The organism is Pseudomonas sp. Ost2 (assembly GCF_018326065.1).
GTDB classification, from domain to species: Bacteria; Pseudomonadota; Gammaproteobacteria; order Pseudomonadales; family Pseudomonadaceae; genus Aquipseudomonas; species Aquipseudomonas gingeri.
In genome coordinates this window covers 5755230-5772711 of record NZ_AP021904.1, presented here as the reverse complement: position 1 = coordinate 5772711, position 17482 = coordinate 5755230, and the positions used below count along the sequence as shown (strand labels likewise).

Below are 17482 nucleotides of genomic sequence, written 5' to 3'. Positions count from 1 at the left end.
TCATGGTGTGTGAGACAGGATGTGCTCAGGAATCCTTATGGCCTACAGAATCCACCTTTTCGGTGCCTCCGGCTCCGGCACCACGACCCTGGGCCGGGCGCTGGCCGAGCGCCTGGGTATCGCGCATTTCGACTCGGACAACTTCTACTGGCAGCCCAGTGAACAGCCCTTCAGTTGCAAGCGGCCGAGGGACGAACGGATACGCCTGTTACGTGAACAGCTTACCGGGCATGACAGCTGGATACTCTCCGGTTCGCTGTGCGGTTGGGGCGATGCACTGATCCCGGCGTTTACCCATGCCGTTTTCGTCCGGCTGGACCCCGAGGTTCGCTTGCAACGTCTGCGTTGGCGGGAGTTCCAGCGTTACGGTGCACGAATATATCCGGGTGGTGAACGTTTTCTTGCCACACAGACCTTTCTGGACTGGGCCGCCGGTTATGACACGGGTGACCACGGCACCCGCAGCCTGAAACGCCATGAAACCTGGATCAAGGAACTGGGATGCCCGTTGCTGCGGGTGGACTCCACTCATTATCCGGTAGAAGCCCTGGTCGACCGTGTGATCGAAGAGCTTGACCGGGCATCAATCGCCCGCTGACATCAGCGCTTTGCTCAAGCCATCTTCGGACTTCCTGCCGCCAGGTGGGCACTCATCGCTTATTCGATCATTTCGAAATCTTCGCGCTTGATCGGATCCGGCGTGCAGCCGCGAATATTCATCCCCCGACCTGGTGCAAAGCCGGGGAAAAATACCAGGCCCTCGGCTTCCAGGCGAAAGGCCAGTGCCAGGCGGGTGACATCCTTGAGCGGTTCACCGGCCTCGAAACGCTGGATGGCGGCCACCGAGACGCCGGATTCCCGTGACAACTGCTCCTGGCTCCAGCCCAGCATGACGCGGGCCTGGGCACAGTGCTTGGGCGTGAATTGATGAAGCACGATGCGCTCGGCGGTGGTCCTTGGCACTGAAAGGCTGGCTGGGCAGGACATGCTGTTCTCCGGTATCGATCAGGATGAAATGTACTGTGTTTTTGTACAGTTGTTTGTAAGCCTGATCAACCGGTTTTTCAGGATTCCGATTATCGGTATGGGAGCCGCGATGGCGGGTGCACCCAGCAGATGACATTTTCTGTAACTGCCTTTGCTTTGATGGGGAGAAAGTTGGTTGTGTGTGGTGTGTATAAAAGGTCTGTTGGCCGATGGGCAGCCGCTGCCTCATGCACGGGAGGTGGATGTCTATCTGGACGTGCCTGATTACGCGGGTGGGTTGTGGGCCCTTGTCGATTTTGATCTGACGCCTTACCTGGGCAAGTCGGTGAGATTCAACGCGTCACTGCCTGAGCACCTGCTTGAGCGGATCGACGAACGTGTCCAAAAAGATCAACGCTATGCCTCACGCTCCGGCTTTCTGGCGACGGCGGCCTTGCGTGAGTTGTATGCCTGAACGCCTTCATATCCAAAGCGAGATGACTGGGAGGGAGGCAATCGGGCGGTCAACAAGTTGATGACCTTGTTTACCTGTAGCCGGCTGAGCGATAGCGATCCGCAAGATCTGGGCAACATTGCCGCTATTTCGCGATTGTTGCTACAGGATGCCAGTGACGTATTTGATGTGATCGAAACGCGAGGGCTGAAAGAGCAGCGTGTAGCTTCCTGATACAGGTAGGTGTCTAGTCCTGAAATAGGTTGACACCTATTTCACTCAAAACGCCCGATGCACCGCATTGGGCGTTTTGTATTTCAGGGACAAATGCGGCCGCTCTCCGTTGTAGATCAGGACCGATTCATCCACCATTTTCTTCGCCTCTGCCAAGTCCCTTGGGCGATGCAACAGGAACTCGGTCTTCAAAATTCCGTTTATGCGCTCGGCCAGAGCGTTCTGATAGCAGTCATAACCATCCGTCATCGAGCAGATAATGCCGTGCCTGATGTGCAGTCGTTGATAAAGATCAGAACAGTACTGGGCACCACGGTCCGAGTGATGTATCAACGTCTGCTTGGTTTTGCGCTCTGCAACGGCATTCTTCAACGCCCTGATGACTGACTCTGTATGCAGGCTTTCATGCACATGATGGCCCACTATTTTTCGCGAGTAAGCGTCAGTTACCAAGCTCAGGTAAGCCACGCTTTCTTGGGTGGGCAGATAGGTTATATCCGCAACCCATACCTGTTCAGGCCCATTGGCAACGACTTGATCCGGACCTGCTTTGAGCAGATTGGGATGGCGTCGAAAGCGATGATGGCTATGAGTCGTTTTGTGATAAGCCCGCTTGCGCGGGACCAGTTCGCGCACCTCTCGCAAGATTGCAAACAAGCGGTCCCGCCCTACCTGCAGCACCGTTTCTGCTTCGCTCTGCAGTAAATGGTGCAGCTTACGTGTTCCAAGTCTTGGCTGACGCCGCCGCTTTTCCAAGACAAAATCCACTATCCGTTGATTGTGGCTGAGCCGTGCATCATAAGCCCGATTGCGCTTGTAATAGGCCTGACGAGAAATCCCCATGAACAGGCAAGCCCTGGTGATGCTCAGGTCTTCGATTTGCCCTTGTGAGAGGACTTGCCGGGTCGCTTTTTTACGACGGAAATACCGTAGTCGTTTTTCAGAACATTCACGACGGCTTCGAAAAACTGAGCTTTCTGGTTACTCAGCGCCAGCTGTTCTTCAAGCTCTTTGATTCGCTGCTCGGGTGTCAGCGGTAGAGTTGGCTCGGTCATGGACCTGGTCCTCAACACTCGAATAGACGCGCCTTGGCTCCAATCCTGCCGACCATGCTTGCGTAGCCACACCAACACCGTAGACCGGCCCTGGATACCATAGCGCCGTTGAGCTTCTTTATAACTCAACTCGCCTTTTTCAACCTGATCGATGACCGACAATTTAAAAGCCAGTGTGTAATCTCGCTGACTGCGCCTTTTGCCTGAATCCATTGCGTCCTCCTGAAAAAAGGTCAGAAGGTGTAAACCTTATTCAGGACGGGACAAGGCAAATAAAAAAGCCCTGAACAAGTTCAGGGCTTTTTGCTTTCCGGACTATTGGTGCAGGACGAAGATCAATCCCAGCTCAACGCGCCGCCAGTCTGGTACTCGATCACGCGGGTCTCGAAGAAGTTCTTCTCTTTCTTCAGGTCCATGATCTCGCTCATCCAGGGGAACGGGTTGGTGGTCCCCGGGTACTCTTCCTTCAGGCCGATCTGCGACAGGCGACGGTTGGCGATGAACTTGAGGTAGTCCTCCATCATCGCCGCGTTCATGCCCAGTACGCCGCGGGGCATGGTGTCACGGGCGTATTCGATTTCCAGCTGGGTGCCCTGCAGGATCATCTGCGTGGCTTCTTCCTTCATCTCGGTATCCCACAGGTGCGGGTTCTCGATCTTGATCTGGTTGATCACGTCGATGCCGAAGTTCAGGTGCATGGATTCGTCGCGCAGGATGTACTGGAACTGCTCGGCGACGCCGGTCATCTTGTTGCGCCGACCCATGGACAGGATCTGGGTGAAGCCGCAGTAGAAGAAGATGCCTTCCAGCACGCAGTAGTAGGCGATCAGGTTGCGCAGCAGTTCCTTGTCGGTGTCGACGGTGCCGGTCTCGAACTTCGGATCGGAGATCGAGCGGGTGTACTTCAGGCCCCAGGCGGCCTTTTTCGCCACCGAAGGGATCTCGTGGTACATGTTGAAGATCTCGCCTTCATCCATGGCCAGCGATTCGATGCAGTACTGGTAGGCGTGGGTGTGGATCGCCTCTTCGAAGGCCTGGCGCAGGATGTACTGGCGGCATTCGGGGTTGGTGATCAGGCGGTAGACGGCCAGCACCAGGTTGTTCGCCACCAGGGAGTCGGCGGTGGAGAAGAAGCCGAGGTTGCGCATGACGATGCGGCGCTCGTCGTCGGTCAGGCCTTCCGGGTTTTTCCACAGGGCGATGTCGGCGGTCATGTTGACCTCTTGCGGCATCCAGTGGTTGGCACAGCCGTCGAGGTATTTCTGCCAGGCCCAGTCGTACTTGAAGGGGACGAGCTGGTTGAGGTCGGCGCGGCAGTTGATCATGCGCTTTTCATCGACTGCGACACGGGCCGAGGCGCCGTCGAGTTCGGCCAGGCCTTCGGCAACGTCGAGGGCGTCGAGGGCAGCCTTGGCGCGGGCGATGGCGGCCGAGTCGGACGCGGTCACGGCACGGGCCTCGAGGGCGGCGGCACCACCGGCACTGTCCAGGCGGTCCATGTTGGCTTCGGTGGCATGGCCGGCGTTGGCACCCTTGGGCGCGGCTTCACCTTCTTCTTTGTCGAATTCGTCCCAGCTCAGCATGACGTGTCGTCTCCTGCGTGAGGGCCTGTCGCCCGTGTGAAAACACTGATGGTCGGTTTTTCACACGGCCAACGGCCGCGTTGGATAGATGGAATCGTTTGTCGCCCTGGCTATGCAGGCAAAGCTACGCAGGCAAACAACGGAAAATTTGTACGGGGCCCTCGAGGGGCGGGTGGCGCAGGGAATGACGCCTGTTCCTGCAGTGATGCCAGCGTGAGAACGCTACCTTGCAAGGGAATGTTGCGAGCCCGTTTACCGGGACATTATAAGGGCTTTTTCGGGTCAATGGTGTGACGGATTCCGACCTTGTGCGTGCTTTTCAGGACGCGCCTCGGATTTGCAGGGCTTTGGCGGCAAAAGAGTTTTTTGACCGGAGGGGGTGGTTTGACGGGGGATGCACCTTTGCCGCAGGACTCGTTGCCTGCGGCGGGTGGTTTTTTTATGCCGGCTATCAGCCGTTGGAGCAACCGTTACCCATTACGCGATATTCCATGATATGCCGGACACCCTGGGAATCTTCGTAGACCATGCGCGCCGGTACAACTTCGCAAACTTCCGGGATTTCACTCATGGAGATAACTTTGTGAATATCCGGGTGTGCCGAGTAAGTGTATTCCTCTACGGGCAGGTTCTGGTTGGCTACATCAGTCGCCGCCTCGCCGGCCATGGCTGTGGCACACAGGCTGCTGAGGATTAAAGCGGCAAAAAGTTTCATCGGGTTCACCTATTGACGGTCGTGTGGGGGCACGCGGCCCTTGTGAGGCCGCGAGTGAAGCTGTCGAAAGTTTGAATTCGAATTAACGGCCTTCGTGGGGGCTGTCACTTGGTTAATTCGTTGCCTTAGTTGGCGAAGTTGATTTTAAGAGTGCGCAAACCATTCATATAGAGGGGCATTTGATAAAGACTATTGACAAAACCTGTAACAATCGTCGAAAAACGTCTCGCACACCCCGGATCCGAGTTATTTTCACCGGGCCAGAAAACGCTGCGGGCGGCGTGCTTGAGCCTTGCCGGCGGTTAATACGATGTTTTGTAGGGTTTTGTTACTACCATCGTCGAATGGCCCACCCGCGTCAGCCCGGCTACAACAGGGCCATAAAACAACAACTATCCACCGAGGTAAGAAAGATGAGTGCGGCTTCCCTGTACCCCGTTCGTCCTGAGGTCCTGGCGACTACGCTGACCGACGAGGCGACCTACAAGGCGATGTACCAGCAGTCGGTCGTCAACCCTGACGGCTTCTGGCGCGAACAAGCCAAGCGTCTCGACTGGATCAAGCCTTTCACCACGGTCAAGCAGACTTCCTTCGACGATCACCATGTCGATATCAAATGGTTCGCCGATGGCACCCTGAACGTTTCCTATAACTGCCTGGATCGCCATCTGGCCGAGCGCGGCGATCAGGTCGCGATCATCTGGGAGGGTGACGACCCTGCCGATTCGCGCAACATCACCTATCGCGAACTGCACGAGCAGGTCTGCAAGTTCGCCAACGCCCTGCGCGGGCAGGATGTCCATCGCGGCGACGTGGTGACCATCTATATGCCGATGATTCCCGAAGCCGTGGTCGCCATGCTGGCCTGTACCCGGATCGGTGCTATCCACTCGGTGGTGTTCGGCGGGTTCTCGCCCGAAGCCCTGGCCGGACGGATCATCGACTGCCGTTCTAAAGTGGTGATCACCGCTGACGAAGGCGTGCGTGCCGGCAAGAAGATCCCGCTCAAGGCCAACGTCGACGATGCCCTGACCAACCCGGAAACCAGCAGCATCCAGAAAGTCATCGTGTGCAAGCGCACCGGCGGCGACATCAAGTGGAACCAGCATCGTGACATCTGGTTCGAAGACCTGATGAAAGTGGCGGGCAGTGTCTGCGCGCCGAAAGAGATGGGCGCTGAAGAAGCCTTGTTCATCCTTTATACCTCCGGTTCCACCGGCAAGCCCAAGGGTGTCCAGCACACCACCGGCGGCTACCTGCTGTATGCGGCCCTGACCCACGAACGTGTATTCGACTACCGTCCGGGCGAAGTCTACTGGTGCACCGCCGACGTCGGCTGGGTCACCGGCCACACCTATATCGTCTACGGGCCGCTGGCCAACGGCGCGACCACCGTGCTGTTCGAAGGTGTGCCGAACTACCCGGACATCACCCGGGTGGCGAAGATCGTCGACAAGCACAAGGTCAATATCCTCTACACCGCACCAACGGCCATCCGCGCCATGATGGCCCAGGGCACCGCGGCCGTCGAAGGCGCCGATGGCAGCAGCCTGCGCCTGCTCGGCTCGGTGGGCGAGCCGATCAACCCGGAAGCCTGGGACTGGTACTACAAGAATGTCGGCAAGTCCCGCTGCCCGATCGTCGATACCTGGTGGCAGACCGAGACCGGCGGCAACATGATGAGCCCGCTGCCGGGCGCCCATGCCCTCAAGCCGGGCTCGGCGACCCGTCCGTTCTTCGGCGTGGTACCGGCTCTGGTGGACAACCTGGGCAACATCATCGAAGGGGCGGCCGAAGGCAACCTGGTGATCCTCGATTCGTGGCCGGGCCAGGCGCGTACGCTGTACGGCGACCACGACCGTTTCGTCGACACTTACTTCAAGACATTCCGCGGCATGTACTTCACCGGTGACGGCGCCCGTCGCGACGAAGACGGCTATTACTGGATCACCGGCCGTGTCGATGACGTGTTGAACGTTTCCGGGCACCGCATGGGCACCGCCGAGATCGAAAGCGCCATGGTCGCCCACCCGAAAGTCGCCGAGGCGGCGGTGGTCGGCGTGCCCCATGACATCAAGGGCCAGGGCATCTATGTCTATGTCACTCTCAACAGTGGCGAGGAGCCGAGCGAGGCGTTGCGCCTGGAGCTGAAGAACTGGGTGCGCAAGGAGATCGGGCCGATTGCCTCGCCGGACGTGATCCAGTGGGCGCCGGGGTTGCCGAAGACCCGCTCGGGGAAAATCATGCGCCGTATCCTGCGCAAGATCGCCACGGCGGAATACGATGGGCTGGGTGATATCTCCACCCTGGCCGATCCGGGTGTGGTGCAACACTTGATCGATACCCACAAGACCATGAACGTCGCCTGAGGCGCTTCAAGGTCATCGAGCCCCGTCCGGCGTGAGCCGGGCGGGGCTTTTTACTTGTAGCCGGCTTGCCGGCGATGGCGGCAGGAGGGGCTCTGCGGAGCTCAGGGGGCTCTTCGTCGGCAAGCCTGCGCCTGCAAAGAGCAGGCGTATTTGAGTTAGAAAGAGATAAATATCGGTTTTTGCCGTAGGGCATTTCCGGTTGTTACCCTTGCACCTTCAAGTAACCGAATATGTCACCTGTCGCCCATAACCGGGGCAAAGGGAAACGCCCGCCACTGTTTTTCGGCCTGCCAGGCCTGCGGAAAAAACATCGTTGCACGCTGTGCTTGCCGGAATAGAAGGCTTTGCGAATAATAGGCCCGCAATTTGCAACATAGATCGGTTGCCTGTCTTTTGCTCTTGCATAAAACTCAAGGGCTGTCAATGTGCCGGGTCGGCATTCTCGATGCTTCTGTAATTAGTTGTCGCATTGAAGAAATATCGACTTCGGGCCTGTCGTTAGAATGCCGATCACTCCCTCGTCGTTGCCTGGGCTGGACTCGAACCAGCGCCTGCAGGACGCGGCAACGCTATCCCGTTTAACCCATCCGCATATTGGGCTCACGCTCACTCTGCCGTTTTTGCCCTTTACCGATGGAGTCCTAAGATGAAGAAACTCGTGCTTCTTGGCGCCCTGGCACTGTCCGTGCTGTCGCTGCCGACATTCGCCGATGAAAAGCCTCTGAAAATTGGTATCGAAGCGGCTTACCCTCCGTTCGCTTCCAAGGCGCCGGATGGCAGCATCGTCGGTTTCGACTACGACATCGGCAACGCCCTGTGCGAAGAGATGAAGGTCAAGTGTGTCTGGGTCGAGCAGGAGTTCGACGGTCTGATCCCGGCGCTCAAGGTGCGCAAGATCGACGCGATCCTGTCGTCCATGTCGATCACTGAAGACCGCAAGAAGTCCGTCGACTTCACCAACAAGTACTACAACACCCCGGCTCGCCTGGTGATGAAGGAAGGCACTGTCATCAGCGCCAACCTCGCCGAACTCAAGGGCAAGAATATCGGTGTGCAGCGCGGCTCGATCCACGAGCGTTTCGCTCGCGAGGTCCTGGCTCCGCTGGGTGCCGAGATCAAGCCTTACGGTTCGCAGAACGAGATCTACCTCGACGTGGCCGCCGGCCGCCTCGACGGCACCGTGGCCGATGCCACCCTGCTGCAGGACGGCTTCCTGAAAACCGACGCCGGCAAGGGCTTCGCGTTCGTCGGCCCGCAATTCACCGACGAGAAGTACTTCGGTGACGGCATCGGCATCGCCGTGCGCAAGGGTGACAAGGCCGACCTGGACAAGATCAACGCCGCTATCGCCGCGATCCGTGCCAGCGGCAAGTACAAGCAAATCCAGGACAAGTACTTCGACTTCGATATTTACGGCAAGTAAGTCATCGCCGCAGTTCGTCCGAAATGGCGCAAGCAACAGGCTCCCTGAGGTTTGCGCCATTTTTTCATCCCTGTTTTCGAGGACCTGAATCATGTTGAAAGGCTACGGGGCGGTTATCCTCGATGGCGCTTGGCTGACGCTTCAGCTCGCCTTGTCGTCCATGGCCCTGGCCATTGTCCTGGGTCTGATCGGGGTGGCGTTGCGCCTGTCGCCGGTGCGCTGGCTGGCCTGGCTCGGCGACCTGTATTCCACGGTGATCCGCGGGATTCCCGACCTGGTGCTGATCCTGCTGATTTTCTACGGCGGCCAGGACCTGCTCAATCGTGTCGCGCCGTTGCTCGGTTATGACGACTACATCGATCTCAATCCCCTGGCGGCCGGTATCGGTACCCTGGGTTTCATTTTCGGGGCGTACCTGTCGGAAACCTTCCGCGGTGCCTTCATGGCGATCCCCAAGGGGCAGGCCGAGGCCGGCATGGCCTACGGCATGAGCAGCCTGCAAGTGTTCTTCCGGGTGTTGGTGCCACAGATGATTCGCCTGGCGATTCCCGGCTTCACCAACAACTGGCTGGTATTGACCAAGGCCACCGCACTGATTTCCGTGGTCGGCCTGCAAGACATGATGTTCAAGGCCAAGCAGGCGGCCGACGCCACCCGCGAGCCTTTCACCTTCTTCCTTGCAGTGGCGGCGATGTACCTGGTGATCACCAGTGTCTCGTTGCTGGCATTGCGTCACCTCGAGAAGCGCTACTCGGTAGGCGTAAGGGCGGCTGATCTATGATCTTCGACTACAACGTCATCTGGGAGGCCATGCCGCTGTACTTCGGCGGCTTGCTGACCACCCTGAAACTGCTGGCCTTGTCGTTGCTGTTCGGCCTGCTGGCGGCCTTGCCGCTGGGCCTGATGCGGGTGTCCAGGCAGCCTCTGGTGAACACCAGCGCCTGGCTCTACACCTACGTGATCCGCGGCACGCCGATGCTGGTGCAGTTGTTCCTGATCTACTACGGCCTGGCCCAGTTCGAAGCGGTGCGCGAGAGCTTTCTCTGGCCCTGGCTGTCGAGCGCGACCTTCTGTGCATGCCTGGCCTTTGCCATCAACACCAGCGCCTATACCGCGGAAATCATCGCCGGCAGCCTCAGGGCCACGCCCAATGGCGAGATCGAGGCGGCCAAGGCCATGGGCATGTCGCGCTACAAGATGTATCGACGCATCCTGCTGCCATCGGCCCTGCGCCGGGCGCTGCCGCAGTACAGCAATGAAGTGATCATGATGCTGCAGACCACCAGCCTGGCCTCCATCGTCACCCTGATCGATATCACCGGCGCCGCGCGTACCGTCAACGCCCAGTATTACCTGCCGTTCGAAGCCTACATCACTGCCGGCGTGTTCTACCTGTGCCTGACCTTTATCCTGGTGCGCCTGTTCAAGCTGGCCGAGCGCCGCTGGCTGGGCTACCTGGCTCCACGGAAGCACTGAGCATGGAACGTATCGATCATTCCCTGCCCTGGGGCAGCCTGGGCACCGAGCGCCAGCTGTCGGTATTCCGTTTCGGCAGCGGCGAGCGCAAGGCCTATATCCAGGCCAGCCTGCACGCCGACGAACTGCCGGGCATGCGCACTGCCTGGGAGCTGAAGAAGCGCCTGCTCGAACTGGAAGCCCGGGGGGCCCTGAAGGGGGTTATCGAACTGGTCCCTGTGGCCAATCCGATTGGCCTGGGGCAGTTGCTGCAAGGCAATCACCAGGGCCGTTTCGAATACGCCAGCGGCAAGAATTTCAACCGAGACTTCGTGGCGCTGGCCGAGCCGGTCGCGGCCATGGTGGGCGACAGGCTGGGGGACGATCCCCATGCCAATGTCCAGCTGATCCGCCAGGCCATGCGCGATGTGCTGGCGGCCTTGCCGCCGGCGAACAGCCCGTTGCAGGGGATGCAGCGGATCTTGCTCGGCCATGCCTGCGATGCCGACGTGGTGCTGGACCTGCACTGCGATTGCGAGGCGGCGCTGCACATGTATGCGTTGCCGCAACACTGGCCGCAGTGGCGCTCCCTGGCGGCGTACCTGGATGTGAAAGTGGCGTTGCTGGCGGAAGAGTCGGGCGGTACTTCCTTCGATGAAGCCTGTTCGCTGCCCTGGTTGCAGTTGTCGCGGCAGTTCCCGCAGGCGTCGATTCCGCTGGCGGGCATGTCCACCACCATCGAACTGGGCGGCCAGGCCGATACCGGTCGACCCGAGGCCGAGGCGCACGCCGAAGGCATCCTCGCGTTCCTCGCCGGGCAGGGCCTGATCGGCGGCGAGTGGCCGGCGCCGCAACATGAAGCCTGTGAAGCCATGCCCTTCGAAGGCACCGAGTTGCTCTACGCGCCCCATGCCGGCGTGGTCAGCTATCTGTGCCCGGTGGGCAGTTGGGTCGAGCCCGGCGAGCCGCTGTTTGAAGTGATTGATCCTTTATCCGACCGGGTCAGCACCGTGTGTGCCGGCACAGCCGGTGTGTTGTATGCCGTAGAACGGCTGCGTTACGCCCAACCCGCGATCTGGCTGGCCAAGGTGGCGGGGCGCGAGCCTCTTCGCCACGGGCGCCTGCTCAGCGACTGACCTGACTGTTTTTGTGAGAACCGACCGCATGTACAAGCTTGAAGTCCAAGACCTGCATAAACGCTATGGCAGTCACGAAGTGCTCAAGGGTGTGTCCCTGGCCGCCCAGGCGGGTGATGTGATCAGCATCATCGGCTCCAGTGGCTCCGGCAAAAGTACCTTCCTGCGCTGCATCAACCTGTTGGAACAGCCCCACGCCGGGCGGATCCTGCTCAACAACGAAGAACTGAAGCTGGTGGCGAACAAGGACGGCGCGATGAAGGCCGCCGACCCGAAACAGTTGCAGCGCATGCGCTCGCGGCTGTCGATGGTGTTCCAGCACTTCAACCTGTGGTCGCACATGACCGCGCTGGAAAACATTATTGAAGCCCCCGTGCATGTCCTGGGCGTATCGAAGAAAGAAGCGCTGGAAAAGGCCGAGCACTACCTGAACAAGGTCGGCGTGGCCCATCGCAAGGATGCCTATCCGGGCCATATGTCCGGTGGCGAGCAGCAGCGCGTGGCGATTGCCCGGGCCCTGGCGATGGAGCCGGAGGTCATGCTGTTCGACGAGCCGACCTCGGCCCTCGACCCGGAACTGGTCGGCGATGTATTGAAAGTGATGCAGGCCCTGGCCCAGGAAGGTCGGACCATGGTCGTGGTGACCCACGAAATGGGCTTTGCCCGTGAAGTCTCCAACCAGCTGGTGTTCCTGCACAAGGGCGTGGTGGAAGAGCGTGGCAATCCCCGCGAAGTGCTGGTCAACCCGCAATCCGAGCGTCTGCAGCAATTCCTGTCGGGCAGCCTGAAATAGTCGTCGCTTTTTATGCTGCCGTTGCGCACCAAAATAGGTCATGCTGCGCGCCGTGCGCGGTGTGGTCTACTTTGAGTTGGCTGCCCTCGGCTTTTCACTCTGTTCTGTTTTCGGATTGCACGCCATGACTGCCCATCGAATTGGTTTCCTGATTTGGCCCAGCACTAAAGCCTTGACGCTGGCGCTGGCCGAGGAGGCCTTGCGTGTCGCCCAGCGTGTGCATCCGGAGGTGGTCTACGAGCTGTCGTTCCTGCAGGCCGAGGCGCCCGCCGACGCCGCGTTGCCGGGCGCCTGGCAGCTGCCGGGCGAGCCTTGGGCCGGCAGGCTCGAAGGTTGTCAGAAACTGTTCCTGCTGGCCGATGAGCCACCGACGGTGTTGGCGCCGGCACTCAGCAGTGCCCTCAAGCAACTGGTGCGCGCCGGTTGTGTGATCGGTGGTTTGTCCGCCGGTGTCTATCCGTTGGCCCAACTGGGTTTGCTCGATGGTTATCGTGCCGCCGTGCACTGGCGCTGGCAGGATGATTTCGCCGAGCGTTTCCCCAAGGTGATTGCCACCAGTCATCTGTTCGACTGGGATCGCGATCGCCTGACGGCCTGTGGCGGGATGTCGGTGCTGGATCTGCTGCTGGCGGTCCTGGCCCGCGACCATGGCGCCGAACTGGCTGGTGCGGTATCCGAGGAACTGGTGGTCGAACGCATCCGCGAAGGCGGCGAGCGCCAGCGCATTCCGTTGCAGAATCGCCTGGGCTCCAGCCATCCGAAGCTGACCCAGGCGGTGTTGCTGATGGAAGCCAATATCGAAGAGCCGCTGACCACCGACGAGATCGCCCAGCATGTCTGTGTCTCCCGTCGGCAACTGGAGCGGATCTTCAAGCAGTATCTCAACCGGGTGCCCAGCCAGTACTACCTGGAGCTGCGCCTGAACAAGGCCCGGCAGATGCTGATGCAGACCAGCAAGTCGATCATCCAGATCGGCCTGTCCTGCGGTTTCTCCTCGGGGCCGCATTTCTCCAGTGCCTACCGCAACTTCTTCGGCGCCACGCCGCGGGAAGATCGCAACCAGCGACGCAGCAGCAGCCCGTTCGAACTGTCCTCGGTCCCTTCCGAGCGCGGTTGAGCGTCCCTCGCGACTAGAACATCGTCGGTCTTTCCCGGTACAGGTCGTCCCGCGCGCGCGTGCCCGGGCCTGAATAGGCCAGGCTCAGGTTGACGTTGACCTGATACTGGGCGATGGCCCGTGGCAGGAAGCTGGCGGCATAGTCCGGCTTGGGCTGGACGGCGATGGTCCGCGCGGCCGGGCGCAGGGTGGTCGGGGTGACGAAGCGATAGCCGCGTCCCGCCACGGTGACGATATGCGGGGCCTGTTCATCTTCCTCCAGGGCCAGGCGCAAGGTGCGGATCTGCGTGCGCAGGTTGCATTCCTCGACAATCGCCTTGGGCCAGACCAGCGCCATCAGTTGTTTCTTTTCCAGTAGCTCGCCGGCACGCGATGCCAGGCAGATCAGCAGTTGCATGGCCCGGCTGCCGAGCGTGACGCGTTGGCCATCCCTGAACAGTGCCTGTTGCCAGGGCACCAGCTTGAAGGGCCCGAAATGGATTTCATGCTCCAGGCTGTCTGTCGTGTACACGGCACCCTGTGCCGGGATGTGAACGATATCGCTGGAATTCATGGTGTTACCTTTTTACGTGAGCAGTGGGGACGGGGGAGCGGCCGCCACGGAGGCGACCGCTCGGACTTTCGTGGTGTCAGGTGTTGATTGCTGGGATCGGATCCTCCGGATAGTCGCCGGGCTGTTCCGGTCCGCCGGTCAGGCCGTACTGCTTGAGGATCGGCACCAGTTCGCCATAGAACTTGTCTTGCTCCTTGCCGCGGGCATCGGCCAGGGCGAAGGGGATGAAGGCACTGCCGATGCCGCCGAGGATCGCGCCGGCGAGACCGAGTACACCGCTGATGGAGCCGGCGACGGCGGCGATGTCGCTGAGGCCGAACAGGCCGGCGCCGCCTTCGATCAGGCTGGCGGTGGCGGCGCCGGTGCCGAGGATGCCGCCGGCCAGGCCGAAGGCGCCGCTCACGGGCTCGCCGTGGGTGATGCCCTGGATACCGCCCATGATGCCCAGCACACCACCGATAAAGCTGCCGGCGCCACCGACCAGCTTGCCGACGTTGCCCAGCTTGGCGATGGCGTCGGCGCTCAACGGACCCTTGCCGGTCAGTTCGCGGGTCGGGAAGGCACCGATGCCTTCACCGACGTTCTTGTCGATGACCCAGCTGGTGCCAAAGCCGAACTCCTTGGCGTACTTGGTGCCACCCTCCATCAACAGACCGGCGAATTGCAGGCCCGCCGAGACGCGACTGGCGTCGGCGATGGGGGTGTTGCTGCCGGTGGCGGAGCGGGCGATCAGCACGCCGCCGGCGAGGATGGCGCTGCCGATATGCAGCAGGCCCTGCTTGTAGGCGTCGGTGACATTACCCAGTTTCAAGCCGTCGATGGCCTTGGGCAGGGCGTCGATGATCTTGTCGTTCTGGCGGCCGCTGTCCCACACCGAGCGCAGCATGCCTACCACTTGCGCCGGGTCGATCTTGGTGCCGTCGGACGCGGTGAACAGTTGTGGGTCGGCCTCGGCGGCGGCGTTCAGGGCGGCCGTGACCTTGGCTTCGTCGAAGTTGCCGTTGGCATCGCCCAGGGTGATGTTGAGGCTGTTGCTGTCGGCACTGTTGACCAGGGCGTCGGACAGCGCTTCGTTGAAGTTGACCTGCAGGGTCGCGGCGTCGCCCGAGGTGGCGTTGGGCCCGAGGAAGGCCTGGAAGGCCGAGGCGCTGGCGGCGAAGCTGCTGGCTGCCTCCACCGGGTCCATGCCGCTGGCCACCATGTCCTTGAACGCCTGGCCCGAGACGAAGTCGTTCTTGTAGGTGTTGTAGAGATTGTCCATCTGCCCGGACTTTTCCGCGATGGCATGCAGGTCCACGTCACCGTTGCCGCCCAGCGCGAGGTTGGCGATGGTGATGTCGTTGGCCGCGTTCTGCAGGGCGACGCCGGGTGGCAGCGGCTTGCCGTCCGGGCCCTTGGCGTTGAGGTCGGTGTTGAGGACATTGCCGGTGTCCAGCTGGTTGGCCTTGTAGGACTGCAGGGCGATCTTCAGTTCCGGGTCGCTGTTGACGATGTCCTGCAGCGCCGGGCCCCGGTTGTTCTGCAGGAAACCCTGGACGTCCTTGTCGGCCATCAGGGTGCGGATCGCGTCCTGTACCTGGCCCTTGATCTTGTCCTCGTTGGGGTTGAGGCCTTTGTTGGGCGAGGTGTACTTGTCGAGCAGGCCGGTGTCGTTGTCCTTGTAGTCGCTGAGGGCCAGGCGGGTCTGGGTGTCGGTCAGCTGGACGAGGACCGCGGCCTTGGTCTTGCCGTCGTAGTTTTCCGGGTGTTGCAGTACGTCGGCGGTCAGCTTGGAGGTGTCGACATCGGCCACTTCGTCACGTACGGCGGCACCGTCGAGGAAGGTCAGAGTGTCGGAGTCGGTCTTGGGTGCCTGCTTTTCCAGCCAGGCGCCTATGTTGTCGCGCACGATGACCTTGTCTTCGTGGTACAGCACCGGGTCGTCACCGCCCAGGTCCAGCGAGCGCATCATGCCGGGGCGCGACCAGAGATCGGCGGCGCCGGTCAGTTCCGAGCTCAGGCCCGGGTCGCTGGCCAGGCCGGTCAGGTTGTCGATGTGGATCTCGCCCTTGTTTTCGCGCTGGTCGCTGCTGCCGGTGGTCATGTTCGGACCGGCGCTGGCGACCAGCGAGTTGTTGGCCATCAGGATCGCGGCGGACTTGGCGTTGGCCTTGGCCAGGTCGCCAGGGTTGTTGCCGAGGAACTTCGAGTAGGAACTCGACGCGGCGGACAGATCGCCCTTGGCGTTGCCGATAAAACGGTCGACATCGGCGTGGGTGATCACCGCGTCGGCCTTGCCCCGGCCACCGGTATCCAGCGCTGCCATCAGCGACGGGCTGCTGGCGACATACTTGAGCGCGGCCTGGGCTTCGGGCGGCAGGCTGCTCGGCGGGTTGGCGAAGTCGATGGGGGCGTCGTGCAGGCCCCAGGCGTTCCAGTTGGCCGAGATCATTTCGGCGGCGGCGATGGGCCGGTTCAGATCGAGTTCTTCCTGGGTCGGCTGGGTGCCGGTGTTGCCGGTGATCTTGTCCCAGTCCTTGGCGCCGGCGGCGTAGCCGGACTTGTCGATCCAGTTGTTGTCGCTGGCACCGGGCGCACCGGTAACGCCCTTGTATTCGTTGGCGGCCTGGTTGTAGAGCTCCGGGGTCATGTCCCTGGAGACGATGATCTTCTGCCCCGAGTCGGTTTCGTAGCGGATCAGGCCGGGGCCGACTTCTTCAGGCGCTCCTACCAGGTGCATGGCGTCGAAGGTTTCGTTGGGGCCGGCGAGTCGATAGCCCTCGGCTTCGCTCTGGTTGATCGCGATCAGCTTGTCATGGTCCTGGCTGACCTGGTCGAACAGGGTCGGGTTGTCTTTCTGGCTGACCACGACCTTTTCGCCGCTGAAGGTCTCGTAGCGGATCAGCCCCGGCCCAACCTCGTCGGCGGCGCCGATCGCCTTGTAGTTCGCCAGGCCCGGGGCGACGGTGCTGCTGTCGGCCAGCGCGTAGCCGTCCTTCTGGCTCTGGACGATACCGGCTTCATGGGCATCGCTCTTCTGGTTCAACTGGTATTGGTTCAGCACCTGCTTGTACAGGGTCGGGTCATCCTTTTCCTTGACCGTCACTGGTTTGTCGCTGCCCAGTGGCGTATAGGTGATGCTGCCGTCCTTGGGTGGCTGGACATCCTGGAAGGGTACTGGAAGGTTGTTGCCGCGGATCTTTGACGGATCGAAGACCGGCTGGTTGCCGGCCTGGAACAGCGCAACCTCGAATTTGTTCTGGGCGGCATCGACCTTGCGGTCGGCGGGGTCGGTAGCGGTGCGTATCGGGGTCATGCAGAACCTCCCTGAGGGTCGTTTTCCAGGCACACGGCCTTGCTCCGGCCTGGCCGCGGGCGGCGCTGGCTGAAGGGAAGCGAGTGTGTGGTCGGGGTTACCGGGTCGCTGTCGGCGACCCGCCGCTTGAGCGGGGGCCTGCTCATGAAGCCCGAGACTTGTGTACATTTTGTTACATATTTCCCGGCCTAATTGCAGGCCAAAAGCCATGTAAACAGGCGGGCCAGGCACCTGCCGACAGGTTTCGACGGGGCGGCCGAGTGGCTGGCGCAATACTGGCAACCTTGGCTCGAAAGGCCATTTGCCGCGGGCTCCGAGGGCGAGGGTATCTGCC

Annotated in this window: 14 protein-coding genes and 1 pseudogene; 9 read left to right on the top strand and 6 right to left on the bottom strand. The window is 60.9% G+C overall.

What is annotated here, in order from left to right; all coding sequences use genetic code 11:
• Positions 1–37 precede the first annotated feature (37 nt).
• Complete coding sequence (locus tag KI243_RS25445; RefSeq protein WP_212810043.1) at positions 38–598, top strand: AAA family ATPase; 561 nt, start codon at positions 38–40, stop codon at positions 596–598.
• 59 nt (positions 599–657) lie between these two features.
• Here the strand turns inward: KI243_RS25445 and KI243_RS25440 are convergent, their stop codons facing one another.
• On the bottom strand, positions 658–987 hold the full coding sequence (locus tag KI243_RS25440) for a helix-turn-helix transcriptional regulator (protein WP_042935299.1): 330 nt from the start codon (positions 985–987) through the stop codon (positions 658–660).
• Between the two features lie 193 nt (positions 988–1180).
• Between KI243_RS25440 and KI243_RS25435 the strand changes: the two are divergent.
• Positions 1181–1441: pseudogene (locus KI243_RS25435) on the top strand (type II toxin-antitoxin system HicB family antitoxin); the annotation flags it as partial.
• Positions 1442–1699: 258 nt separating this feature from the next.
• On the opposite strand, the gene KI243_RS25430 reads toward KI243_RS25435, so the two are convergent.
• From KI243_RS25430 to KI243_RS25420, 3 genes are all read right to left on the bottom strand, one after another.
• A protein-coding gene (locus KI243_RS25430) for an IS3 family transposase (RefSeq protein ID WP_212809915.1) occupies positions 1700–2922 on the bottom strand; the annotation gives its coding sequence in 2 pieces (ribosomal slippage) (positions 1700–2571 and positions 2571–2922; 1224 coding nt in all).
• Positions 2923–3044: 122 nt separating this feature from the next.
• A complete protein-coding gene (locus KI243_RS25425) occupies positions 3045–4292 on the bottom strand; it encodes a ribonucleotide-diphosphate reductase subunit beta (RefSeq protein ID WP_212810042.1) in 1248 nt (415 codons plus the stop codon).
• A 451-nt stretch (positions 4293–4743) separates the two neighbouring features.
• Entirely contained in the window at positions 4744–5007 is a 264-nt protein-coding gene (locus tag KI243_RS25420) for a DUF2790 domain-containing protein (RefSeq protein WP_017126142.1), read from the bottom strand.
• A 413-nt stretch (positions 5008–5420) separates the two neighbouring features.
• Between KI243_RS25420 and acs the strand changes: the two genes are divergently transcribed.
• The 7 genes from acs to argR all read left to right on the top strand — a co-directional run bounded on the left by acs (position 5421) and on the right by argR (position 13300).
• The gene (gene acs / locus KI243_RS25415; RefSeq protein ID WP_103032973.1) at positions 5421–7376 is read left to right on the top strand and encodes an acetate--CoA ligase; all 1956 of its coding nucleotides are present in this window, start codon (positions 5421–5423) and stop codon (positions 7374–7376) included.
• Between the two features lie 646 nt (positions 7377–8022).
• Positions 8023–8799: an ABC transporter substrate-binding protein gene (locus tag KI243_RS25410; RefSeq protein WP_017126141.1), complete on the top strand. Its 777-nt coding sequence runs from the start codon at positions 8023–8025 to the stop codon at positions 8797–8799.
• Positions 8800–8890: 91 nt separating this feature from the next.
• Complete coding sequence (locus KI243_RS25405; RefSeq protein ID WP_017126140.1) at positions 8891–9580, top strand: ABC transporter permease; 690 nt, start codon at positions 8891–8893, stop codon at positions 9578–9580.
• A complete protein-coding gene (locus KI243_RS25400; protein ID WP_212810041.1) occupies positions 9577–10275 on the top strand; it encodes an ABC transporter permease in 699 nt (232 codons plus the stop codon). The genes KI243_RS25405 and KI243_RS25400 overlap by 4 nt, the downstream gene beginning before the upstream one ends.
• A 2-nt stretch (positions 10276–10277) precedes the next feature.
• Positions 10278–11390 carry a succinylglutamate desuccinylase/aspartoacylase family protein gene (locus KI243_RS25395; RefSeq protein ID WP_212810040.1) on the top strand — a complete coding sequence of 371 codons (1113 nt, stop codon included), beginning with the start codon at positions 10278–10280 and terminating at the stop codon, positions 11388–11390.
• Between the two features lie 28 nt (positions 11391–11418).
• Positions 11419–12183 (top strand): ATP-binding cassette domain-containing protein, encoded by a 765-nt coding sequence (locus KI243_RS25390; protein ID WP_103032974.1) that lies wholly within the window; start codon positions 11419–11421, stop codon positions 12181–12183.
• A gap of 124 nt (positions 12184–12307) precedes the next feature.
• On the top strand, positions 12308–13300 hold the full coding sequence (argR, locus tag KI243_RS25385; protein ID WP_042935372.1) for a transcriptional regulator ArgR: 993 nt from the start codon (positions 12308–12310) through the stop codon (positions 13298–13300).
• 13 nt (positions 13301–13313) lie between these two features.
• Here argR and KI243_RS25380 read toward each other — a convergent pair whose 3' ends face one another.
• Together KI243_RS25380 and KI243_RS25375 are read right to left on the bottom strand one after the other, a co-directional pair.
• Positions 13314–13853 (bottom strand): winged helix-turn-helix domain-containing protein, encoded by a 540-nt coding sequence (locus tag KI243_RS25380; protein ID WP_052328573.1) that lies wholly within the window; start codon positions 13851–13853, stop codon positions 13314–13316.
• A gap of 76 nt (positions 13854–13929) precedes the next feature.
• Positions 13930–17148: a type III effector HrpK domain-containing protein gene (locus KI243_RS25375; protein WP_212810039.1), complete on the bottom strand. Its 3219-nt coding sequence runs from the start codon at positions 17146–17148 to the stop codon at positions 13930–13932.
• Positions 17149–17482 lie beyond the last annotated feature (334 nt).